Genomic DNA, 21,059 nt, shown 5'->3' with positions numbered 1-21,059 from the left:
GCCCCCCTTGACCTCATGATGCTATCAGGTGTGTTGCCGGTGTAAAGCAGGGATGATCGAGCGGAGATACCGTGCCAGGCGGGGCCCCGACATGACGAACGCCTGCGCATTGCTCGCGAGCCACGACGACGCAGCAAGGCGACGCGGACCTCCCCGCGGCGCTCGACCTAGGCCGCGACGGTAATCGGCCGGGCCGCCGCGGGAGCAGCTTCAATGATCTGGTCCTGCCCGGCGATCGCACCCGTACCGCGGCGGACGGCCTTGGCTCGATACAGTGCCCCATCCGCGCACTTCAGCAGATTCGCCCGGTCGGGGTACCTGTCGCCATACACACAAGCGCCGATCGTTGCGGACACCAGGATGCTGCCGCCATCGGCAGGAACCTGGTGCCGCAGTTCCGACAACAGCAGTTCGATCGCCCGCGGGAGACCGTCTTTCGCATGAGTGTCGCGCAACAGCAGCACGAACTCGTCCCCGCCCAGTCGTGCGGTGAAATGCTGCCCGAGGTCACGGATGGAGCCGAGCTTTGCCGCGATCAGCCGCAGCACCTCGTCGCCGGCGGGATGGCCGAGCCGGTCGTTGACCTCCTTGAAACGGTCCAGATCGATGATCACGATCGCGAACCCGTCCCCGTCTTGCCTTGCCTTCGCCAGGGCAAGGTCCAGCTCCTCGTTGAAGGCCCTGCGCGACGGGATGCCGGTCAGCTCGTCCGTTCGCGCGATATGCTGCAGCCGACATTCCAGGCGGTATCGGTCCGTGATGTCCTGGATCACGCCCATGATCGCAATGCGTTCGCCGCCGCGCTGCTCAACCTCGCCGAGCGTCCGGACCCGCCGCAGCTTCCCGTTCGCGTCGGTCAGGTCAAGCTCCAACTCCCAGGGCCTCCCCTGCTGCGCGCACTGATCAAGCGCAGTCTGCAGCTTCAACCGATCAGCCTCCGGATAGAAATGGAGCGCGCTGTCCAGCGGTTTGTCCAGGCCCGGTTCGAGCGCGTGAATGCCATAGGTCTGATCAGACCAATGCACATGGCCGGTAGCAAGCTCGAGCCGCCACGATCCTATCCGCGCCATCCGCTCGGCGTGCTGGAGCAGACGTTGCGTGCGCGCCATGTCGTCCAGTGCATCCTGACGCTCCAGGGCCAGGCGCAGGCTTTCGCGGCTCAGCCGGCGCGTTTCGAGCAACGCTTCCACCACTCGGGCCATACCCTGAAGGATGGCAAGCTTGTCGGCGGACGGATAGTGCGCCCGGTCATCGGCCACACACAGGGTGCCGATGGGCAGCAACGCGCCATTGCCCTCCGACTTCACCCGCAGAGGGACGCCTGCGTAGAAGCGAATAAAGGGCGGCCCGAGGACCAGCGGGTTGCCCGCAAAGCGCGCGTCCTGGCCGGCATCAGCGATGACAAGCATCTCGTCGGCGGCCACGGTCCGGCTGCAGAACGAGATATCGCGATCCGTCTCGGTGATGTCGATCCCGCAACGTGCCTTGAACCATTGCCGCTGCGTGTCGACCAGCGAGACAAACGCCATCTTGCAGCCGAACAGGTGCCGCGCGCCTTCTACGATGGCATCGAACTCCGCCTCTGGCGCGGTGCCGAGCACGTCCAGGCTGCGCAGAACTTCCAGGCGCGCCATTTCTCCTGCAACGTCGGTCTCGTCGGGCATACATGTCGTCTAGGGCTGACGGGTTGGCCGTTGGTTAACGTGAGCTACCCATGCCTGCCTCTCATTCAGCTGATTCGAATTTGCTTTCTCACCCGGCGGCCTCGTCGGGACAGCCATGCCCGGATCAACGTCCGCCGGAACGGGTCGACTTGCGGGCGAGTTACCGCGGCGTGGCCCCCCTTCAGATGAATCAGGAAATCCCAGATGTCCGGTCCGAAGCTTTTTCAACCGTTCGCCATCGACAAGCTGTCGCTGGCCAATCGGATCGTCATCGCGCCGATGTGCCAATACTCTGCGGTCGACGGCTGCATGACGGACTGGCACCTCATTCATCTGGGCCATTTGGCATTGTCCGGCGCCGGACTGCTGATAATCGAAGCCACCGCTGTCGTGCCGGAAGGTCGCATCACCTTTGGTGATGTCGGGCTGTACGACGATGAAAGCGAAGCGGCGATGGCGCGCGTGGTGGAACGGGTGCGGGACCATTCCGACATGCCGATCGCGATCCAGCTCAGCCACGCCGGACGGAAGGCATCAACCGACCTTCCATGGCGTGGCGGCAAGCAGATCGCGCCCGATGCGGAGAACGGCTGGCAGACCTTCGCCCCGTCCGATTTACCGTTCACCGCCACCGACCATGCTCCCACCGGGATGGACATCGCTGCGCTGGACCGAGTGATCGCGGCGTTTGCGTCCGCGACTCGCCGCGCAGCCCGGCTCGGGCTGGATGCCGTGCAGATCCACGGCGCACACGGCTATCTGTTGCACCAGTTCCTGTCGCCGCTCTCCAACCGGCGCGATGATCAATATGGCGGCAGTGTCGAGAACCGGATGCGCTTCCCGCTCGCCGTCTTCGACGCCGTCCGGCACGCATTCCCGTCGGACAAGCCGGTGACCGTGCGAGTTTCCGGCACGGACTGGGTCGAAGACGGATGGGATATCGAGCAGACGATCGCCTTCGCCAGGGCACTGGAGGAGCGCGGCTGTTCCGCCATCCACGTATCCAGCGGCGGCCTTGATTCGCGCCAGGAGATTGCGGTCGGCCCCGGCTATCAGGTGCCGCTTGCCAGGGCAGTGAAGCAGGCGTGCTCAATGCCAGTGGTTGCCGTTGGCCTGATTTCCGAACCCGAGCATGCCGAAGCCATCCTCACCAACGGGGATGCCGACCTGATCGCGCTGGCCCGCGCTATCCTGTACGACCCGCGCTGGCCCTGGCACGCGGCCGCCGAACTCGGCGCGCAGGTCGCCGCACCGAACCAATATCTGCGCTCGCAACCGAGACGTTTCAAAGAATTACTGCGGGCGCGCTGATCGCGGCGGAGGGGCCCAAGAAGCGCGACGGCCCTGGAATTGAACCTCGGCGCTAGTCCTCGGGGTGGCCGACAGCCGCTCTGCCGGGATGGATGCCTGACCTGATGTAGGGATCGCGTGAAGGTCTGGACCGCGGAGTGAGTGCAAGTCGCGCCTGGGGCGAGTCGCTGGCAACTCTGCCGCTCACCCCGGCGATCCCATCAAGCGTCGCCGCTGGGACCCTCAAACAGCTGATTAATTTGGTCGGGGCGACAGGATTCGAACCTGCGACCCCCACACCCCCAGTGTGATGCGCTACCAGGCTGCGCTACGCCCCGACCGAGGGACCGCCCCGCAAGATGACTTGCTCGCGATCCCGAGGGGGGCGCCTCTACGCGGCTCGGCCGACCGATGCAAGCCATCGCGACCGTGGCTCGGTTGCGCGGGGGCGCGGGCAATGCTAGCGCGCGGCGTTCGCGGCCGGGCCTGTCCCCCCGCATTTTTTCCAGCCATCCACGGGTCCGATGCTCATTTCTCCTGCTTACGCACAGACCACAGGCGCGGCCGCCAGCGCAGGGGCCGGTGGCCTGATCGGCATGTTTGCGCCGCTCGCACTGGTTTTTGTCGCCTTCTACTTCCTGGTTCTTCGCCCTCAGGCAAAGCGGCAGAAGGAATTCCAGTCGACCATCAATGCCGTGAAGAAAGGTGACGCCGTGGTAACCGCCGGCGGCATCGTTGGCCGGGTAACCCGGGTCGAGGACGCGCATGTGGAGGTGGAGATCGCCCCCAACGTCCGTGTCCGGGTCGTCAAGACCACGCTGGCGGAGGTGACCAACCCCAACGCCAAGCCGGCAAACGACTAAGAACATGCTCGATTTTCCACGCTGGAAGGTTGCCTCGATCGTCACGGTCCTGGCGGTCCTGTGCCTGCTCGCCTTCCCGAGCTTCTTGCCCGAGCGCTACACCAACCGCCTGCCCCATCTGCCCAAGATCAACCTGGGCCTCGACCTGGCCGGCGGCAGCTACCTGCTGCTGGAAGCGGACACGGCCGACCTGGCGAACAGCCGCCTGGAGGCGATGCGCGACCAGGTGCAGACCGAGATGCGTCGGGCCACCCCGCGAATCGCGATTGGTGACATTTCGGCGCGCGGCGGCCAGCTGACCTTCATGCTGCGCGACCCGTCGCAGGTTGATGCCGCACGCGAAAAGCTGCTCGGCATCACCGGTGGCGGTGCGGGGCTGACCGGCCAGCGCCAATGGGACATCCAGGTCGTCGACTCGAGCCGCTTCGTCGTCCGCCAGACCGAGGCAGGCCTGAACCAGGCGATCGACCAGGCGATGGGCGACGCGACGGAGGTCGTGCGCCGTCGTATCGACGAACTCGGCACGCGTGAGCCGACCATCGTGCGCCAGGGCGCCAGCCGCATCCTGGTGCAGGTGCCCGGCCTGCAGAATCCGCAGCAACTGAAGGACCTGCTCGGCAAGACCGCCAAGCTGGAATTCAAGCTGGTCGACGACAACGCCAACCCGGCCGACGTCGCACGCGGCATTGCGCCAGCAGGTAGCCAGGTTCTCGCCTATCCCGGTTACCCGGGCGGCCGTATCGCCGTTAAGCGCTCTGCCATCGTGAGCGGCGATCAGCTGACCGACGCCCGCCAGGCCAATGACCCGCAATCCAACGCGCCAATCGTCAATTTCACCTTCGACACGCAAGGCGGCAAGCGCTTTGCCCGCGTGACGCAGGAGAACACGGGCAAGCTGTTCGCGATCATCCTCGACAACGCCGTGGTCTCGGCGCCCCGCATCAACACGCCGATCCTGGGTGGCTCGGGCTATATCGAAGGTAACTTCACCACCGAGTCGGCCAACGAGCTCGCGATCGCGCTCCGCTCGGGCAAGCTTCCGGTCAATTTGAAGGTGATCGAGGAGTCGACCGTCGGTCCCGATCTTGGCGTCGATTCGATCCATGCGGGTGTGCTGGCCTGCACGGTTGCGGTGCTGCTGGTCGTCGCGTTCATGTTCCTGACCTATGGCCGCTTTGGCGCCTATGCGAACCTTGCGGTGGTGATCAACGTGCTGGTCATCCTGACGGTGATGGCGGTGCTCGGTTCGTCGCTGACGCTGCCCGGTATCGCCGGTTTCGTGCTGACCATCGGCACCGCGGTGGACGCCAACGTGCTGATCAATGAGCGCATTCGTGAGGAGCGTCGACGCGGTCGCAGCGTCGTTCAAGCGGTGGAGCTCGGCTACAAGGAAGCGAGCCGCACCATCTTCGAGGCCAACGTGACCCACGGCATCTCTGGCATCATCATGCTGGTGCTGGGTTCCGGCCCAGTGAAGGGTTTCGCGGTGGTGTTGCTGATCGGCATCCTGTCGTCCGTGTTCACCGCGGTGACCTTTACCCGCATGCTGGTTGCGCTGTGGATCCGCCGGGCACGGCCCCAGACGATCCACATATGACGAGGCCGCCGATCCGCCCCTACGGTTTTGCCGGGCTTGCTCTGGCATCCAGGGCGGATGCTGGCGCGTTGTTTGGCCCTGTACCCCGGCATCGCGCCGGGGTGACGAGATAGTCCGATGAAACTGCTCAAGATCGTCCCCGACCACACCAACATCGATTTCGTGCGTCTGCGCGGTATTGCATTCGGGCTGACGCTCGCCCTGTCGCTGATCGCCATCGCGCTGGTGGGTATCCGCGGCCTCAATATGGGTGTCGACTTCACTGGCGGCCTGATGATCGAGGAAAGCTTCACCTCCCCCCCGCCGGTTGAGGCGGTACGCGCCACGGTGGACCGGCTTGGCGTCGGCGATGCCGCCATCCAGCAGGTCGGTTCGGCCAACACGCTGTCGATCCGCCTGCCGATCCAGCAGGGTGCCGACGAGGGCGCGACCAACGCCGTCGTGCGCAAGGTGGAAGCGGCGCTGGCGCAGCGCTTCCCCGGCGCGACCTTCTCCCGCTACGCGACGGTGGGCGGCAAGGTGTCGGACGAGCTGAAGTGGAAGGGCGGCATGGCCGTGTTCTTCGCGGTGGTCGGCATCGGCCTGTTCGCCATCGTGCGGTTCGAATGGCAGTTCGGCGTATCCACGGTGGTGGCCATCATTCACGACATGTTGATGACACTCGGCTTCTTCGCCCTATCCGGGTTCGAGGTGGACCTGAACATCATCGCCGCGTTCCTGACCATCATCGGTTATTCCATCAACGACAAGATCGTGATCGATGACCGAATACGCGAGAACATGCGGCGCTATCGCAAGATGGAAATGCGCGAGATCATCAACCTGTCGGTCAACGAGACGCTGCCCCGCACGGTGATGACCTCCGTCACCATCCTGCTCGCGCTGGCGGCGTTGCTGTTGCTGGGCGGCCATGTGCTGCGGGGCTTCACGGCGGCCATGTTCCTCGGCATCGTGGTCGGCACCTATTCGTCGATCTACGTGTCGTCCTCGCTGCTGATCACGCTTGGCCTGCGCGCCGAGCCGGACCGGGCGCGACCGGGCACGAACGACAAGACTCGCGTCGACAAGAGCCAGATCGCGGGCGCCGAGCGCATCACCCCGCGCGAGCGTTGATCCGGCGATGCGGATGGATCGCGACCAGGGGATTGCCGGGCCGGTAGTCACCGGCCTGTCGAGCGCGGGATTTCGCATCGGCGAAACCGTGCTGCCGGCGTTGACCATGACGGTTGACGCCGCGCAGCCCTGGTCTCCCCCGCCATTGTCCGCGCTGGCCCCGGCCGACCTTCAACATCTTATCGACGCCCGCCCCGAGTTCATCCTGCTTGGGACAGGCGTGAACCTGTCACATCCGCCGGCTGCCTTTTCCCGAGCGCTGAATGCTGCAGGGATTGGGTTGGAGGTGATGGACAGCCGTGCGGCTGCGCGCGCCTGGGGCGTGTTGCGCAGCGAAGGCCGCGTGATCGCGGCGGCGCTCTACCCACTTTCCTGAACCGAGAAGTTCGCCGGGCATCGCCTGCCCGGTGGTGCTATCCTCACTCCCGACCCGGAGGTGAGGCATGGCCGACGTCGACGGAGAAGCACTGCACAATTTCGTAGGCAAGATGCTCGGTGACCTGGGCGGGGCGATGAGTGTGCCAACCGCGCAGATCGGGTTCCGGCTAGGCCTGTTCACCGCACTCCACGAGGGCGGTCCAGCCACCTCTGCCGAACTGGCCGAACGCGCGGGCGGGCTGGCGGAACGCTATGTTCGTGAATGGGCGATGGCACAGGCCGCCAACGGCTACATCAGCTTCGATCCCGCGACGGGCCGCTTTCGGCTGACGCCCGAACAGGCGATGGTCTTCGCGATCGAGGACAGTCCCGTGTACCTCGCGGGCGCCTTTGATCTCGCCGCCGCTATGGTCGAGGGAAGGCCCAAGGTCGAAGCGGGCTTTCGCACCGGCAACGGCGTTCGCTGGGGTGACAGCGGCGCCTGCCTGTTCTGCGCGGTGGGCGCGTTCTTCCGGCCCGGCTATGTCAACAGCGTCGTGCAGTCCTGGCTGCCGGCGCTCGATGGCGCCGTTGCCAAGCTTGAGGCGGGCATCAAGGTTGCCGACATTGGGTGTGGCATCGGATTTTCGACGTTGCTCATGGCGCGTGCCTATCCGAACAGCCAGTTTGTCGGTTTCGATTTCCACGCCCCCTCAATCATCGAAGCGAACGAGCATGCCGCCGCCCATGGCCTGCGTGATCGGGTTCGCTTCGAGACCATCGAGGCCAAGGCTATCGAGGAAACCGGCTTTGGCCTCGTCACCATGTTTGACTGCCTTCATGACATGGGCGATCCCGCCGGCTGTGCGGCCCATGTCGCGACCCTGCTCGAACCGGACGCAAGCTGGATGATCGTGGAGCCGATTGCGGCAGATCGGCCGGAGGACAATCTCGGCCCCATCAGCCGCCTTTACTACAACGCGTCGACGATGATCTGCGTCCCGACGTCGCTGGACCAGGAAGTTGGCCTCGCCCTCGGCGCGCAGGCGGGCGAGGCTCGCATCAAGAACCTGCTCGCCGGGGCTGGTTTCAGCCGGGTCCGGCGAGCAACGGAGGGCCCGTTCAACATGGTCCTCGAAGCCCGCCTCTGACTGTCAGAGCAGGCCCGAGGCGCAAAGGGTCAACCAATCAGATGCGTCGCGTGCCGGGATAGGCGAACAACAGGTCCGCACCCTCCCCCGCCTCGATCGTTTCAGAACCGGTGACAGTGACGCACTCGCCCGCTTTCCACTCGACCCCGGCGACCTGGCCCGCCCCCTTGATCGGCACCAGCCACCCGGTCGTACCCTCGGGCAGGGAGACGCTGCGCCCCGTGGACCAGCGCTCCAGCACGAATTTCGGCCCCTCTACCTTGATGGTACGCCCCGGCTCCACTTCGCCAGGTGAGGTGACCGGCTGGTACGGGGTGAGGTCCGCGACATCGACCCCGTCCTTCAGGTGCAGCTCACGATCCGAACCATAGTCATACAGGCGATAGGTGGTTTCGGAGTTCTGCTGAATCTCGATCACCGTCAGCCCGCCGCCAATCGCGTGGATCGTGCCGGACGGGCAATAATAGAAATCGTCAACCTTGATCGGCACCCAGTCGAGGTCGTTCTCGATCGACCCGTCCTGTGCGTCCGCGCGCAGCTGGTCGGCAGTCATCGGCGCCTTGGGCCCGAGCGCGATCGTCGAGTCGGCCTCGGCGGTCAGCACTGTCCAGCATTCATCCTTGCCGCGCGGCAGCCCGCGCTGGTGCGCCTGCTCGTCATCAGGGTGGACCTGTACCGACAGCTTCTCGGCCGTGAACAGATATTTGATCAACAGGTCCGGCGTCGGATCGCCCGGCTCCTGAAACCACACCTCACCGATCGGCTCCCCGCCTGGCGCCACGTCCTCGAAGCCCGGGAACAACGTACGCCGACCCCAGGGCTTTTCGACGCGATGGGTGTGTAGCTTCGTTGCCGGCATGCGGTCCCCCTATGTTGCAGGTCGCCCAACGCGCAAGACAGCATGCTCGATCCCGCTCTTTTCGCCCCTGCCTGCGCCTGCTACAGGGCAACGCGATGCGTACCGTCCCGTCCCGCGCGATTACCCTTGCGCTTCTCGCCGCCCTTGCCCTTCCGATTGCCGGCTGCGCTCGCAATCGGACCAACCGCGGTGACACGCCCTATGTCGCGCGCGACGTCGGGACGTTGTATTCGCTGGCGAAGCGCCGCCTGGATCAGAGTCGCTACAAGGAAGCGGCGATCCTGTTCGACGAGGTGGAGCGCCAGCATCCCTATTCGGTGTGGGCCCGCCGTGCCCAGCTGATGAGCGCGTTCAGCTATTATCTCGATCGCGACTACACCAACTCGATCCAGTCCGCACAGCGCTTCCTGACGGTGCACCCCGGCAACCGCGACGCCGCCTATGCCTATTACCTGGTCGCTCTTGGCTATTACGAGCAGATCCAGGACATCACCCGCGACCAGAAGATCACGCGCCAGGCGCTGGACGCACTGGGTGAGCTCAACCGCCGTTATCCCAACACCCGCTATGCGTCTGATGCCCGGCTCAAGATCGACCTGGTCAACGACCATCTCGCGGGCAAGGAGATGGAGATCGGCCGTTTCTACGAAACGCGGGGCCAGTGGCTCGCCGCCTCCTTGCGCTTCCGCCGGGTGATCGACGACTACCAGACCACCAGCCACACGGCCGAAGCGCTGATGCGGCTGACCGAAGCCTATTTGAACCTTGGCGTTCGGCCGGAAGCAGAGCGCGCCGCGGCGGTGCTCGGCGCCAATTACCCCGGTACCGAATGGTATTCGCGCGCGTATCGCCTGATGAAGGAACATCCCGTTCAGCAAATCGCGGCCGTGACGCCGGGCGCGCAGATCGTGGCTCCCGGCAGCCCCGGCGCGCTGCCCAAGTCCGCGCTGGCGGGTGAAGGCGCGACCGGCCCGACCGCCGGCACCCCGCGCGCCGATGCGCCTGCCGAGCCGACCCCGGCGACCACCGGCGGATCGGCCACCGATCCGGCGGGCAGCGCTGCCGGCGCTCCGGGTACGACAGCACCTGGCACGCCCAGCACCTGACCGGATTGCGGTCCGCGGGTAGCAGCAAAGCGACGCGAGGCAGAGTGATCTGCCCTCGCGCGCAATGTCCCTGTTTCGTTCCTGCGACGAACGCCTATATGCCGGCGCGATGCTGACCGCGCTTTCCATTCGCGATGTGGTGCTGATCGAGGCTCTGGACCTTGATTTCGGCGCCGGATTGGGCGTGCTGACCGGGGAAACCGGCGCCGGCAAGTCAATCCTCCTCGACGCGCTCGGTCTGGCCCTTGGCGGGCGCGGCGATAGCGGGCTGGTGCGCCATGGCCGGCCACAGGCCGTGGTGACCGCCACTTTCGACGCACCGCCGGGCGTCCACACGGTCCTCGAAGACAATGGGCTGGAGATCGAGCCCGGCGAGCCGCTGATCGTGCGGCGCCTGGTGAAGGCCGATGGCGGTAGCAGGGCTTTCGTCAACGACCAGCCCGCGTCCGCATCGCTGCTGCGTGAGCTTGCCGGCCACCTGGTCGAGATCCATGGCCAGCATGACGAGCGCGGGTTGCTGAATCCACGCGGGCATCGTTCTCTGCTCGACGCATTCGGGCGGGTTGATCCGTCCCACACGGTGGCGGCTTGGGCGACCCTGCGCGACGCAGAAGCCGCCCTAGAGGCCGCGCGGGCCGAAATCGACACCGCGCAGCGCGACCGCGAATGGCTGGAACATGCCGTCGCCGAGCTGACGCAACTCGCTCCCGAGCCGGGCGAGGAAGAAGCGCTCGCTGACCGACGGCGAACCATGCAACGCGCCGAGAAGATCGCCTCGGAGCTCGCCGCGATCGACGATCACCTGGAGGGGTCGAGCGGTGCGCTGTCCCACCTGCGCCAGGCCGGCCGCGTTCTGGAGCGGATCGCCGACGCGCACCCTACCCTTGCCGACGCGCTCGCCGCTGTCGACCGTGCGGTGGCGGAGGGCGCGGTGGCCGAGGACAGGCTGCGCGAAGCCCGGTTGGAACTTGCCTATGACGAACGCGCGCTGGAAGAGGATGAAGCGCGCCTGTTCGAGCTGCGCGGCATGGCCCGCAAGCATCGTGTCCAGCCCGACGATCTCGCGTCCCTGACCGAAGAGCTGCGCGGCCGACTTGAGCGGCTGGAGGCGGGCGAAGGCGGGATTGCCAAGCTGGAAGCGACGGTAAAGGCAGCGCGCACCACCTTCGACGCGGCAGCCAACGCGCTGACGGAGCGGCGCCGTGCGGCAGCGGCACGGCTGGACGCAGCGGTGGCCACCGAGCTTGCCCCGCTTAAGCTGGACGCGGCGCGCTTTCGCACCGCGCTTGCTCCCCTGCCCCGCGATGGGTGGTCGGGCGCGGGCAAGGACCGGGTTGAGTTCGAGATCGCGACCAATCCCGGCGCGCCCTTTGCCCCGCTGACGAAAATCGCGAGTGGCGGCGAGCTGTCACGCTTCATCCTGGCACTGAAGGTGGCGCTTGCGGAAGAAGGGGGCGCGGCGACCATGATCTTTGACGAGATCGATCGTGGCGTCGGCGGTGCGGTTGCTTCTGCCATCGGCGACCGGCTCGCCCGGCTGGCGGCGCGAACGCAGTTGCTGGTGGTAACCCATTCGCCCCAGGTCGCGGCGCGTGGCGCACGGCACCTGCTCATCGCCAAGGCCCATGACGGAACCGTCACCCGCACCGGTGTCCGCCCGCTCGCCGAGGACGAGCGGCGCGAGGAAATTGCGCGCATGCTGTCCGGGGCGACCGTCACGGACGAGGCGCGTGCGCAGGCTGACCGGTTGCTGGAACCTGCCTGAAAGGCAATCCAGATCAGTCGCTTGCCGCCCGGCCGGGCTGGCGTTTCCACCTTGCGTTGTGCACTGTTGACCGGTGACTGAGCAGATTCACGCCGTAGCATCCAGGCCTGGCGACCGATACTGCCGCGATGCCTGGGACGCGGTATGCGGGTCACAGGCGGTGGTGGAGTTCGACCGAGACGGCATTGTGACCTGGGCGAATGACGAGTTCCTGACGCTGGTGGGCTATTCCAAGTCGCGGCTGGTCGGGCAGCACCATCGGACCTTGTGCGACGAGGCTTATGGACGGTCAGAGGCCTATGCGGCGTTCTGGGCAAAGCTGCGCGCGGGGCAGTTCGACCGCGGCATGTACCCGCGCCGGCGCGGTGACGGGACGGAGCTGTGGTTGCAAGCCACCTACAATCCGCTGTTCAGGTCGAACAAGGTCCACCGCATCCTGAAGGTAGCTACCGACGTCACCGGGAAAGTTGAGCTCGAGCGCGCCGTGACCGAGCGCGAAGCGGCCCTGCGCGCGACGGTGGCCGACCTGGCTGATGTGGTGAAATCAATCTCCGCCATCGCCTCGCAGACCAACCTGCTCGCGCTCAACGCCGCGATCGAGGCCGCTCGCGCGGGTGAGGCAGGTCGCGGCTTTGCCGTGGTCGCGGGCGAGGTGAAGCGGTTGGCTAGCAACACCAGCGCCGCGACGAGCAAGGCATCGAGAATGGTCGAGCAGCACGGGGGCGACGCCTAGCCGCTCACGTGCACCTCCGTGGAAAGGGTGCCATGCTTGGAGAATGCCGGCCACGGACGTACGATAAGCCATGCCTCACGCCGGCACCATCGTTGTCCTGACCGGCGCGGGCACCTCCGCGGAGTCGGGCCTTGCCACGTTTCGCGGTCCAGGCGGCCTTTGGGAAGGGCACCGGGTCGAGGACGTTTGCACCCCGGAGGCGCTGGCGGCCGATCCCGATCTCGTTCACCGCTTCTACGATGCGCGCCGGGAAGCGCTGGCGGCCGTGCAGCCCAACGCGGCGCATCGGGCGTTGGCGCGGCTTGACGCAGCCTGGCCAGGCGAGCTGCTCGTGGTGACGCAGAACGTCGACGATCTGCACGAGCGCGCCGGATTGCGGCGGCTTCACCACATCCATGGCCAGCTCAACAGCGCTTTATGCGCAAACTGCTGGGAGCGTCGCAATTGGTCGGGCGACCTGCCGCCCGGCACCATCTGCCCTGCGTGCAAGGCGCCGGCGCTGCGGCCCGACATCGTCTTCTTCGGCGAAATCCCCTATGGGATGGAGGAGATCGAGGCCGCGCTTGCACGTGCCGACCTGTTCGTGTCGATCGGCACATCGGGCGCGGTCTATCCGGCGGCGGGCTTCGTCCAGATCGCACGCTACCATGGCGCCGATACGCTGGAGCTTAATCTGGAACCCTCCGCGGGAAGCGACTGGTTTGCCGACCGACGCTATGGCCCGGCAACGGAGCTGGTACCGGACTGGGTTGCGCAGTTGATCGGTGTCATTGATGCAGATTAGCACGAGTGCTGAAGTAATTGGGCCTAGTATCTCCATACGATCTCCCCGGCCCCACTAGTAGCGTCACAGATTACGATAGATACGCTGTCGCAATAAACTGGATCGCTGGCCAGGTGTTCAGGTCACAGCGCGGGACAACACGTCCACGTGCGCCATGATTCCGGGAGAACACCATGTATTATCATGACAAGCGCCTTCAGTACCCCGTGACCGTGTCGGAGCCCGATCCCGCGTTCGCGCGCGCGCTCCAGCAGGCGATTGGCGGGGTCGAGGGTGAGATCCGGGTTTGCATGCAGTATTTCTTCCAGGCCTGGGGTAATCGCGCACCGACGACCAAGTATCGCGACATGCTGCTCCACACCGCGACGGAAGAGATCGGCCATATCGAGATGCTGGCGACGGCAGTCGCGCTGAACCTGGAGAAGGCGCCGAGCCATTTACAGGAGGAAGGCGTCAAGGACTCGATCGTCGGCGCTGTAATGGGCGGCGAGAACCCCCGCCATCAGATCGAGGGTGTGATCCACAAGAACCTGCTTTCCGCCGGCATGGCAGCGATGCCGATGGACTCGGACGGCGTGCCCTTCAACATGAGCCACATCTACGCCAGCGGCAATGTCGCCGCTGACATGTACTGTAATGTCGCCGCGGAAAGCACCGGACGCGTGCTGGCGGTACGCTTGTTCAACATGGCCCATGACGAGGGCATGAAGAAGATGCTTCACTACATGATCGCACGCGACACGATGCACCAGCAGCAGTGGCTGGCAGTGATCGAGGAGTTGGGCGCGGAGACCGGCAACCTGCCGATCCCGAACAGCTTCCCGCAGTCGCAGGAAGACAACGAGAACAACTACAACTTCTACGCGACGGCAGCGGACGGCTCCGTGCCCGAGGGACGCTGGACCAACGGTCCGAGCATCGATGGACGCGGCGAGTTCACGGTTTTCCAAAACAAGCCGCTTGGCGAAGAACCCGTGCTGGGTGCGGCCCGTCCGGAATCCGGCGCCCAGGCCGCTCAGATCGGGGAAGCGCCACAAACGCTCGACTCGAACCGGTAATCGAGCAGCGGGGTCGGCTTGCCGGCCCCGCTATCATCACCTCGACGGCGCGATCAGCGGCCCAGGAACGAAGCGCCGCGCTTCAGCACCAGATTGCACAGCTTGGTACGCACCTGCCCTTTCAGGTCAGCCAAGGGCAACGCCTGCTCGCCCGCCTGCAGCACGCCCGACTGACCCGCCGTATAGCCCGGCGACGTCGTTACAGCCTGCCGACCTGTCAGCCGCGACAACACTGATCCGGCGTTCGCTTGCGACAGGTAGTTGTTCTTGATGCAATAACCGATCACGCCGGCCGCGTTGCCGGCGCCGACCTTGCCTACACTAGGCAACGCACCGCCGAGCAGTCCGCCAAGCCCGCCTAGGCCACCGCTCGCGGGCGGAGCGGTTTCCTGCGCAACCGCGGGCGCGGCGACGGCGAGCAGCACGGGGATGATGAACAGACGGGTCATGGGGTGTGTCCTTGCTGACGTCTCGCCTCAACAACGCCTGGCGCCCGCTCCCGGTTCTATGCCTCGTACAGTTCCAGCGGCAGACCGTCTGGGTCGGCGAAGAAGGTGAAGCGGCGATCGGTATAGGGATCGACCCGCACCTCCTCGCAATCGACGCCCAGGCCGGTCAGGCGCCGGACAGCCCCGTCCAGATCGTCCACGACAAAGGCCAGATGCCGCAACCCCTGTGCCTCGGGCCGGCTCGGCCGAGGCGGCGGGTCGGGAAATGAAAACAGCTCGATCTGCGCATTGCCGGCGTCGAGGTCGCATTTCCATGAGCTGCGCTCTTCGCGATACACTTCGCGGATAACCGGCAGCGCCAGCACCTCGGCATAGAAGCGTCGCGAGCGAGCGTAGTCTGAACAGATCACCGCAACATGGTGGATGCCAGCCAGCATCTCAGTCCACCCAGTCGAGGCCGATGTCGCGATATACCTCGCGGTCTTCGTCCCAACCGGGCCGGACCTTGACGTGCAAGTACAGGTGAACCGGCCGCTCCAGCAGCGAAGAGAGTTGCGCCCGCGCCCGCGCACCAATCTCCCGGATACGTACGCCGCCCTTGCCCAGCACGATTGCACGCTGAGTCGGGCGCTCGACCATGATCTGCTGATGGATCTCGACCGATCCGTCCTCGCGCTCCTGGAAGGACTCGGTCTCGATGGCGCTGGCATAGGGCAGCTCGGCATGAAGCTGCAGGAAGAGCTGCTCACGCGTTACCTCGGCGGCCAGCGCGCGCTCGGACGCGTCGGACACCTGATCCTCAGGGTAATGCCACGGCCCCGACGGCATTGCGGCGGCGAGCGCGTTTTTCAACTCGGGGACGCCGTCGCCGGTCTCCGCCGACACGAACCAGGTATCGGCAAAGGTTGCCAACCCGTTCAAACGCTCGGCATGAACCAGCAGCTTCGCCTTGTCGGCGATGTCGACCTTGTTCAGCACCAGGTATTTGGGCTCGGGCCGGTCCTTCAGCGCCTCGATAATTCGGGTGACCTTTTCACCCACGCCGCCCTTGCCATCGACGACCAGCATCAGCAGGTCTGCACCCTCTGCGCCGCTCCACGCCGCGGCCACCATGGCGCGGTCCAGGCGTCGCTTGGGCTCGAATATGCCGGGCGTGTCGACCAGCAGCAGCTGCACGTCATCCTGAATGGCGACGCCCAGCAACCGGGTCCGCGTCGTATGCGCCTTGGGGCTGACGATCGCGACCTTCTGTCCGACCAGCTGATTGACCAGCGTCGACTTGCCCGCATTAGGGGCGCCGACCACCGCGACCAGGCCGCATCGCGTGTTGTTCACTTGCATCTCCTCATGCCGCGCCCGGGCGCGACCGAACCTTCAACGCACTCGATCAAGCAACGCTGCCGCCGCCGCGGTTTCGGCCTCTTGCTTGCTTGCGCCCGTCGCCGTCGCGTTGGCGAGACGGCCCACAGTTACCCTTACCGTGAAACGCGGCGCGTGCTGCGGACCCGAGCGATCGATGATTTCATATACAGGCGGCTTGCGTCCCTTGGCCGCCGTCCATTCCTGCAACGCGGATTTCGGATGCTGCGGCGCGCGCAGGTCCGCGTGGAGCCGCCCATCCCAGACCCGGCGAACGAACTCGTCCGCGCCGGCCAGCCCCGCCTCCAGGTACCAGGCGCCGATCAGCGCTTCCATCACGTCGCCCAGAACGTTGTCACTGTCGCCCGCGCCGTCGTCGCGGGCCTGCTTGCCGAGCCGGAGGTGTGCCTGCGCTCCGATCTCCCGCGCCACTTCGGCACAGGTCGCGCCGGTGACCAGCACGTTCAGCCGTTTGGACAATTCCCCTTCGCTTTCGTCGGGGAACTCTTCGAACAACCATTGCGCCATGCACAGCCCCAGCACCCGGTCCCCCAGGAATTCTAGGCGTTCGTAATCGGGCCCTTCATGGCTTGAATGGGTCAGCGCGCGTTCGAAACGCCCGGGGGACTCGGGCGCGCGCCCGAACACCTTCGCCAACCACGCCTGTGCGGGGGTCGTCAAAAGCCTTGCCCGATCCGTTCCGGTCGTGCCGCGCTGACCCATGTCCAGGGCTTCAGCAACGAAGCGGAGCCGTCGGTGGAGAAGAAGCCGACCAGCGCCCGCCCCTCGATCCGGTCCATGGGAATGTACCCCATGCCTTCTGGGGATGGGAAGCGGCTGTCGGCGGAATCGTCGCGATTGTCCCCCATCAGGAAGACGTTGCCGGCCGGCACGGTATACAGCCCCGTGTCGTCGCGGTCGGGAAAGTTGCCCCGGTCGAGCACCGCATAGCTGCGCCCGCCCGGCAACGTTTCGCGGAACTGGGCATAACGGCAGATCGGCGCGCCCTTCGCGTCCACGTCGCGATATGTCGCCTCGCAGCGATAGTTCGGCGATACGGGAACGGTGAAATCGCCGATCCGCTGCTTGGGGATCGGTTTGCCGTTCAGCACGACCTGCCCGCTGCGGACCTGGATCGTGTCGCCGGGCAGCCCGATCACGCGCTTGATCACGTCATGATCGTCGGGACCGGGGCTGCGGAACACCACCACGTCGCCCCGCGTCGGTGTTGACCAGTGCATGTCCGGCAGCAGTGGCCAGCCCCAGGGCAGGGACCAGCGTCCATAGCCATAGTTCCACTTGGACACGAACAGATAGTCACCGATCAGCAGCCGTGGCAGCATCGATTCGGACGGAATGGAGAAAGGCGCGAGCAGGAAGGTTCGGAAAATCAGAACGAACAATGCCAGCTTCAGCAGAAAGCGGACCGTGTCGCTGGTTTCCGACCGCGGCGTGGTAGATTTGGCCATGATGCGGGCGTCGCCCAAGGGCGCGCAGCCGTCAAGCATCCGTGTGTTCGCGTGGGAGCCTTGCTCCACGTCAACCGTTCGGCGGGAGAGTGGCGAAGCTTGGTCCGCGCTTCTATGAATGGCGTACCGGGCGTCAGCCAAGGCACGAAAGGGAATATCGCATGTCGGATTGGTCCACGATCGAAGCGCTGCCGCATGAAAAGCTCGTCGACCTGTTCGCCAACGATCCCGACCGGCTGGGCAAGCTGTCGCTCGACGTCGCGGGCATCCATTTCGACTGGTCCAAGACCCACCTGACATCCGACGCGATCGCCGCGTTTGTGGCTCTGGCAAAAGCCAAGGACCTCGCCGGTCGGCGCGAGGCGCTGTTCAACGGCGAAAACGTCAACGTGACCGAGAACCGCCCGGTCGAGCACACCGCGGAGCGGGGCGAAGGCAAGCCGGAAAGCGTGGCACGCGCGGCAAGCTACCATGCCCGGATGCGCGCGCTGATCGATGCGATCGAGGCGGATGCGTTCGGCCCCGTGCGCCACATCCTGCATGTCGGCATTGGCGGCTCCGCGCTCGGCCCCGACCTGCTCGTGGATGCGCTGGGGCGTGACGAGGTACACTACGACGTTGCCATTGTGTCCAATATCGATGGGGTCGCCCTGGAGGACGTGTTCGCGGACTTCGATCCTGACGCGACGCTGCTGGTGGTCGCCTCCAAGACCTTCACCACGACCGAGACGATGACCAACGCCGAAAGCGTGCTCGCCTGGATGAGCGAGCATGGCGTGGAGGACCCTTACGGCCACGTCATCGCGCTGACCGCCTCGCCCGAGAAGGCGATCGAATGGGGCGTGGACGAAACCCGAGTGCTGCCGTTCAGCGAGGGCGTGGGCGGACGTTATTCGCTATGGTCGTCGATCGGCTTTCCGGCCGCGATCGCGCTCGGCTGGGACCAGTTCGAACAACTGCTGGAAGGCGCGGCGGAGATGGACCGCCATTTCCGGCTGGCTGCGCTGCACGAAAACGCGCCCGCCCTCGCCGCTTTTGCCGACCTTTATTATACCCAGAACCGTCACGCGGAGACGCGCGCGACCTTCGCCTATGACGAACGGCTGAAGCTGCTGCCGAGCTATCTTCAGCAGTTGGAGATGGAGTCCAATGGCAAGGGCGTGACCGTTGATGGCCAGCCGGTCGGCCGGCCCACGTCACCGATTACCTGGGGCGGCGTCGGCACCGACGCGCAGCACGCCGTGTTCCAGCTTCTGCACCAAGGCACCCATCTGGTGCCGGTCGAGTTCGTCGCGGTGATCGAGCCCGGCGACACGCTGCCCGAGGTGCATCACCGCGCCCTCCTCAACAATGCCTTTGCGCAAGGGGCTGCGCTGATGAAGGGCAAGCAGGTCGATGACCCTGCCCGCTCCTATTCGGGCGATCGACCGTCATCGACGCTGCTGCTCGACGACCTCGACGCGCGCACGCTCGGCGCGCTGATCGCGTTCTACGAGCATCGCGTGTTCGTGTCGGGCACGCTGCTCGGCATCAACTCCTTTGACCAGTTCGGGGTCGAACTCGGCAAGGAAATGGCGAAGGCGGCGGAAAAGGGCGGCGGTGACTTCGACCCGTCCACCACCGACCTGATGCGCCGGGCGTTTGGTTGATCGGGGCGGGCGCGTCGGGGCGGCCATGAAATCGTTGCTCCTCCTCGCCGCTGCGGTGCCGCTTCTTGCAGCCGCCGCAGCGCCCAGCATGGACGAGCTGCGCTGGCACCGACGCGTGCTGCTGGTCGCGGCCCCCGTCGCCGGCGACCATGCCCTGCTGGAACAGCGTCGGATATTGTCGGCGTGGAAGGAAGGCGCTGCGGAGCGGGACCTCCATGTGGTCGAAATCGCCGGGCCCACGGTGTCGGGGGTCCGCGACACCGCAGCCGCGCTGCGTACGCGCTACCACTTGCCGGTCAACGGCTTCGCAGCACTGCTGATCGGCAAGGATGGACATGTCGCGATCCGCCAGGCCGCACCGATCGCGCCCGACGCCTTGCAGTCCGCCATCGATGCCATGCCGATGCGCCGCGCCGGCCGACGCTGACCCGTCCCGGCGGGGCGCCCGGGTCACTTTTAATCCACCAGTCGGTTAGGAAACCCATGAACGCTGCCGATGTCTTCACCAAGCTGCCGCTCGAGCTCAAGCCTGACCCGTCGCGCACCGTTATCCGCCCCTTCGGGTTCGGCTACCCCGCCGCCTTTGCCGAGGGGCGCACCCCCCGGATGCGCCAAGTGGCAGACCGGCTGATGGCGCTCGACACAACAACGCGGGATCGCATGCTGCACCTGATGTACGAGGCGCTATGCCCGCGCCATCGCGACGTTGATGGCATGTTCCTGCGCCGTTTCGACGAGGTGCGCGGCGACCTGGGGGACCTCGACGTGCCCGAGCAGCGCGACCAACTGCTTCTCGGCGCCTATTTCGGCCAGGAGTACGCGTTTGAATCTGCGGCGCTGTTCAACCCCAGCATCGTCACGATCCCCGATCAGGACCCCAACGACGACTCGATCCGGTTCATCCTCTCGCTTCGCGGGATTGGTGAAGGGCACATCTCGTCCGTCACCTTCCGCACCGGCACCTGGGATGCAGGGCATGGATTGGTCATCGAGCCGCCAAGCCCGGCGGGCGTGCCGCCGCAGATCGAAAGTGATAACGAGGGCTGGGTGCGGATGCGGTCGGAGGAAAGCCAGAACATCTCCGAAACCGTGATCTTCCCGATCCTGCCGAGCCAGCGCCAGGGCGTCGAGGACCTGCGGCTGACCCACTTTACGGACCTGGACGGCGTTCAGAGCGTGATCGGCACCTATACCGCGTTCGACGGGAAGGATGCTCGGGCCGAGCTGCTGCGGGGTATCGACCTTCGCACCTATGAGATGCGGGCGCTGACTGGCGCGATGGCGGCGTACAAGGGCATGGCGCTGTTCCCCCGGCGCGTGAACGGCCAGTTCGCCATGCTGGGCCGGCAGGACAGCGAGAACCTGTACATCCTTTTCTCCGACGACCTGTTCACCTGGGAAACCGGCACCCGCATCATGGGTCCCAAATACCCATGGGAGTTCGTGCAGATCGGCAATTGCGGCTCCCCGATCGAGATCGAGGAGGGCTGGCTCGTCTTCACTCACGGCGTCGGCCTGGTGCGCGGCTATTGCATTGGCGCGTGCCTGCTCGACAAGGAAGATCCGACCAAGGTGCTGGCGCGCACGCCCTCGCCGCTGCTGTTCCCCTCCGCAGAGCAGCGCGGCGGCTATGTTCCCAACGTCACCTATAGCTGCGGGGCGCTGCTGCATAAACGACAGTTGCTGGTGCCTTACGCGATCGGCGATGAGTTCAGCGCGTTCGCGGTGGGCAGCGTCGATGATCTGTTGAGCGCCATGGAGCCTGCTTGAAGCGGGGTCGGCGCGTGCCGACC

21 protein-coding genes and 1 tRNA gene are annotated in these 21,059 nt (G+C 65.7%); 14 read left to right on the top strand and 8 right to left on the bottom strand.

What is annotated here, in order from left to right; all coding sequences use genetic code 11:
- Positions 1-167 precede the first annotated feature (167 nt).
- On the bottom strand, positions 168-1,664 hold the full coding sequence (locus FHS94_RS15920; RefSeq protein WP_184059662.1) for a diguanylate cyclase domain-containing protein: 1,497 nt from the start codon (positions 1,662-1,664) through the stop codon (positions 168-170).
- 204 nt (positions 1,665-1,868) lie between these two features.
- Between FHS94_RS15920 and FHS94_RS15915 the strand changes: the two genes are divergently transcribed.
- Positions 1,869-2,975: an NADH:flavin oxidoreductase/NADH oxidase gene (locus tag FHS94_RS15915; RefSeq protein WP_184059653.1), complete on the top strand. Its 1,107-nt coding sequence runs from the start codon at positions 1,869-1,871 to the stop codon at positions 2,973-2,975.
- 240 nt (positions 2,976-3,215) lie between these two features.
- Here FHS94_RS15915 and FHS94_RS15910 read toward each other — a convergent pair.
- Positions 3,216-3,292: transfer RNA gene (locus FHS94_RS15910), tRNA-Pro, on the bottom strand.
- Between the two features lie 186 nt (positions 3,293-3,478).
- Here FHS94_RS15910 and yajC point away from each other — a divergent pair.
- The 5 genes from yajC to FHS94_RS15885 all read left to right on the top strand — a co-directional run bounded on the left by yajC (position 3,479) and on the right by FHS94_RS15885 (position 8,035).
- Positions 3,479-3,817, top strand: coding sequence for a preprotein translocase subunit YajC (gene yajC / locus FHS94_RS15905; RefSeq protein ID WP_184059651.1), 339 nt, complete (start codon positions 3,479-3,481; stop codon positions 3,815-3,817).
- Positions 3,818-3,821: 4 nt separating this feature from the next.
- Positions 3,822-5,414, top strand: a complete 1,593-nt coding sequence (secD, locus tag FHS94_RS15900) for a protein translocase subunit SecD (protein ID WP_184059649.1) — start codon at positions 3,822-3,824, stop codon at positions 5,412-5,414.
- A gap of 117 nt (positions 5,415-5,531) precedes the next feature.
- A complete protein-coding gene (gene secF, locus FHS94_RS15895; RefSeq protein ID WP_184059647.1) occupies positions 5,532-6,527 on the top strand; it encodes a protein translocase subunit SecF in 996 nt (331 codons plus the stop codon).
- Positions 6,528-6,540: 13 nt separating this feature from the next.
- Positions 6,541-6,903 (top strand): Mth938-like domain-containing protein, encoded by a 363-nt coding sequence (locus tag FHS94_RS15890; RefSeq protein WP_343055321.1) that lies wholly within the window; start codon positions 6,541-6,543, stop codon positions 6,901-6,903.
- Positions 6,904-6,970: 67 nt separating this feature from the next.
- Complete coding sequence (locus FHS94_RS15885) at positions 6,971-8,035, top strand: methyltransferase domain-containing protein (RefSeq protein WP_184059643.1); 1,065 nt, start codon at positions 6,971-6,973, stop codon at positions 8,033-8,035.
- A 37-nt stretch (positions 8,036-8,072) separates the two neighbouring features.
- On the opposite strand, the gene FHS94_RS15880 is transcribed toward FHS94_RS15885, so the two are convergent.
- Entirely contained in the window at positions 8,073-8,894 is an 822-nt protein-coding gene (locus tag FHS94_RS15880; protein ID WP_184059641.1) for a class I mannose-6-phosphate isomerase, read from the bottom strand.
- Between the two features lie 95 nt (positions 8,895-8,989).
- On the opposite strand from FHS94_RS15880, the gene FHS94_RS15875 reads away from it, so the two are divergent.
- The 5 genes from FHS94_RS15875 to FHS94_RS15855 all read left to right on the top strand — a co-directional run bounded on the left by FHS94_RS15875 (position 8,990) and on the right by FHS94_RS15855 (position 14,340).
- The gene (locus FHS94_RS15875; protein WP_184059639.1) at positions 8,990-10,000 is read left to right on the top strand and encodes an outer membrane protein assembly factor BamD; all 1,011 of its coding nucleotides are present in this window, start codon (positions 8,990-8,992) and stop codon (positions 9,998-10,000) included.
- Positions 10,001-10,109: 109 nt separating this feature from the next.
- Complete coding sequence (gene recN, locus FHS94_RS15870; RefSeq protein WP_184059728.1) at positions 10,110-11,765, top strand: DNA repair protein RecN; 1,656 nt, start codon at positions 10,110-10,112, stop codon at positions 11,763-11,765.
- 73 nt (positions 11,766-11,838) lie between these two features.
- Entirely contained in the window at positions 11,839-12,498 is a 660-nt protein-coding gene (locus FHS94_RS19710) for a methyl-accepting chemotaxis protein (RefSeq protein WP_221234809.1), read from the top strand.
- A gap of 70 nt (positions 12,499-12,568) precedes the next feature.
- Entirely contained in the window at positions 12,569-13,282 is a 714-nt protein-coding gene (locus FHS94_RS15860) for an NAD-dependent deacylase (protein WP_184059637.1), read from the top strand.
- A gap of 173 nt (positions 13,283-13,455) precedes the next feature.
- Positions 13,456-14,340 (top strand): manganese catalase family protein, encoded by an 885-nt coding sequence (locus FHS94_RS15855; protein WP_184059635.1) that lies wholly within the window; start codon positions 13,456-13,458, stop codon positions 14,338-14,340.
- A gap of 53 nt (positions 14,341-14,393) precedes the next feature.
- Here FHS94_RS15855 and FHS94_RS15850 read toward each other — a convergent pair whose 3' ends face one another.
- The 5 genes from FHS94_RS15850 to lepB are packed head-to-tail and all read right to left on the bottom strand — an operon-like array spanning position 14,394 to position 17,617.
- On the bottom strand, positions 14,394-14,789 hold the full coding sequence (locus tag FHS94_RS15850) for a DUF2501 domain-containing protein (RefSeq protein ID WP_184059633.1): 396 nt from the start codon (positions 14,787-14,789) through the stop codon (positions 14,394-14,396).
- A gap of 56 nt (positions 14,790-14,845) precedes the next feature.
- Complete coding sequence (gloA2, locus tag FHS94_RS15845; protein WP_184059724.1) at positions 14,846-15,223, bottom strand: SMU1112c/YaeR family gloxylase I-like metalloprotein; 378 nt, start codon at positions 15,221-15,223, stop codon at positions 14,846-14,848.
- 4 nt (positions 15,224-15,227) lie between these two features.
- Complete coding sequence (gene era / locus FHS94_RS15840) at positions 15,228-16,130, bottom strand: GTPase Era (protein WP_184059631.1); 903 nt, start codon at positions 16,128-16,130, stop codon at positions 15,228-15,230.
- Between the two features lie 33 nt (positions 16,131-16,163).
- The gene (rnc, locus tag FHS94_RS15835; RefSeq protein WP_184059629.1) at positions 16,164-16,871 is read right to left on the bottom strand and encodes a ribonuclease III; all 708 of its coding nucleotides are present in this window, start codon (positions 16,869-16,871) and stop codon (positions 16,164-16,166) included.
- Positions 16,826-17,617 carry a signal peptidase I gene (gene lepB, locus FHS94_RS15830; protein WP_184059627.1) on the bottom strand — a complete coding sequence of 264 codons (792 nt, stop codon included), beginning with the start codon at positions 17,615-17,617 and terminating at the stop codon, positions 16,826-16,828. The genes rnc and lepB overlap by 46 nt, the downstream gene beginning before the upstream one ends.
- Before the next feature lie 161 nt (positions 17,618-17,778).
- On the opposite strand from lepB, the gene pgi reads away from it, so the two are divergent.
- From pgi to FHS94_RS15815, 3 genes are read left to right on the top strand one after another with little or no spacing between them, the layout of a single operon-like run.
- Positions 17,779-19,266, top strand: a complete 1,488-nt coding sequence (gene pgi, locus FHS94_RS15825; protein WP_184059625.1) for a glucose-6-phosphate isomerase — start codon at positions 17,779-17,781, stop codon at positions 19,264-19,266.
- Positions 19,267-19,291: 25 nt separating this feature from the next.
- Complete coding sequence (locus FHS94_RS15820; protein WP_184059623.1) at positions 19,292-19,693, top strand: DUF4174 domain-containing protein; 402 nt, start codon at positions 19,292-19,294, stop codon at positions 19,691-19,693.
- A gap of 56 nt (positions 19,694-19,749) precedes the next feature.
- On the top strand, positions 19,750-21,036 hold the full coding sequence (locus tag FHS94_RS15815; RefSeq protein WP_184059621.1) for a glycoside hydrolase family 130 protein: 1,287 nt from the start codon (positions 19,750-19,752) through the stop codon (positions 21,034-21,036).
- Positions 21,037-21,059 lie beyond the last annotated feature (23 nt).

The organism is Sphingomonas aerophila (assembly GCF_014199305.1).
Lineage (GTDB): Bacteria > Pseudomonadota > Alphaproteobacteria > Sphingomonadales > Sphingomonadaceae > Sphingomonas > Sphingomonas aerophila.
This window is presented reverse-complemented; position numbering and strand designations above follow the sequence as displayed.

Excerpts from the sequence above, each read along its gene's own strand:
- FHS94_RS15920 (WP_184059662.1), bottom strand. The coding sequence starts at position 1,664 with ATGCCCGACGAGACCGACGTTGCAGGAGAAATGGCGCGCCTGGAAGTT.
- FHS94_RS15915 (WP_184059653.1), top strand. The coding sequence starts at position 1,869 with ATGTCCGGTCCGAAGCTTTTTCAACCGTTCGCCATCGACAAGCTGTCG.
- yajC (WP_184059651.1), top strand. The coding sequence starts at position 3,479 with ATGCTCATTTCTCCTGCTTACGCACAGACCACAGGCGCGGCCGCCAGC.
- secD (WP_184059649.1), top strand. The coding sequence starts at position 3,822 with ATGCTCGATTTTCCACGCTGGAAGGTTGCCTCGATCGTCACGGTCCTG.
- secF (WP_184059647.1), top strand. The coding sequence starts at position 5,532 with ATGAAACTGCTCAAGATCGTCCCCGACCACACCAACATCGATTTCGTG.
- FHS94_RS15890 (WP_343055321.1), top strand. The coding sequence starts at position 6,541 with ATGGATCGCGACCAGGGGATTGCCGGGCCGGTAGTCACCGGCCTGTCG.
- FHS94_RS15885 (WP_184059643.1), top strand. The coding sequence starts at position 6,971 with ATGGCCGACGTCGACGGAGAAGCACTGCACAATTTCGTAGGCAAGATG.
- FHS94_RS15880 (WP_184059641.1), bottom strand. The coding sequence starts at position 8,894 with ATGCCGGCAACGAAGCTACACACCCATCGCGTCGAAAAGCCCTGGGGT.
- FHS94_RS15875 (WP_184059639.1), top strand. The coding sequence starts at position 8,990 with ATGCGTACCGTCCCGTCCCGCGCGATTACCCTTGCGCTTCTCGCCGCC.
- recN (WP_184059728.1), top strand. The coding sequence starts at position 10,110 with ATGCTGACCGCGCTTTCCATTCGCGATGTGGTGCTGATCGAGGCTCTG.
- FHS94_RS15860 (WP_184059637.1), top strand. The coding sequence starts at position 12,569 with ATGCCTCACGCCGGCACCATCGTTGTCCTGACCGGCGCGGGCACCTCC.
- FHS94_RS15855 (WP_184059635.1), top strand. The coding sequence starts at position 13,456 with ATGTATTATCATGACAAGCGCCTTCAGTACCCCGTGACCGTGTCGGAG.
- FHS94_RS15850 (WP_184059633.1), bottom strand. The coding sequence starts at position 14,789 with ATGACCCGTCTGTTCATCATCCCCGTGCTGCTCGCCGTCGCCGCGCCC.
- era (WP_184059631.1), bottom strand. The coding sequence starts at position 16,130 with ATGCAAGTGAACAACACGCGATGCGGCCTGGTCGCGGTGGTCGGCGCC.
- rnc (WP_184059629.1), bottom strand. The coding sequence starts at position 16,871 with ATGGGTCAGCGCGGCACGACCGGAACGGATCGGGCAAGGCTTTTGACG.
- lepB (WP_184059627.1), bottom strand. The coding sequence starts at position 17,617 with ATGGCCAAATCTACCACGCCGCGGTCGGAAACCAGCGACACGGTCCGC.
- pgi (WP_184059625.1), top strand. The coding sequence starts at position 17,779 with ATGTCGGATTGGTCCACGATCGAAGCGCTGCCGCATGAAAAGCTCGTC.
- FHS94_RS15820 (WP_184059623.1), top strand. The coding sequence starts at position 19,292 with ATGAAATCGTTGCTCCTCCTCGCCGCTGCGGTGCCGCTTCTTGCAGCC.
- FHS94_RS15815 (WP_184059621.1), top strand. The coding sequence starts at position 19,750 with ATGAACGCTGCCGATGTCTTCACCAAGCTGCCGCTCGAGCTCAAGCCT.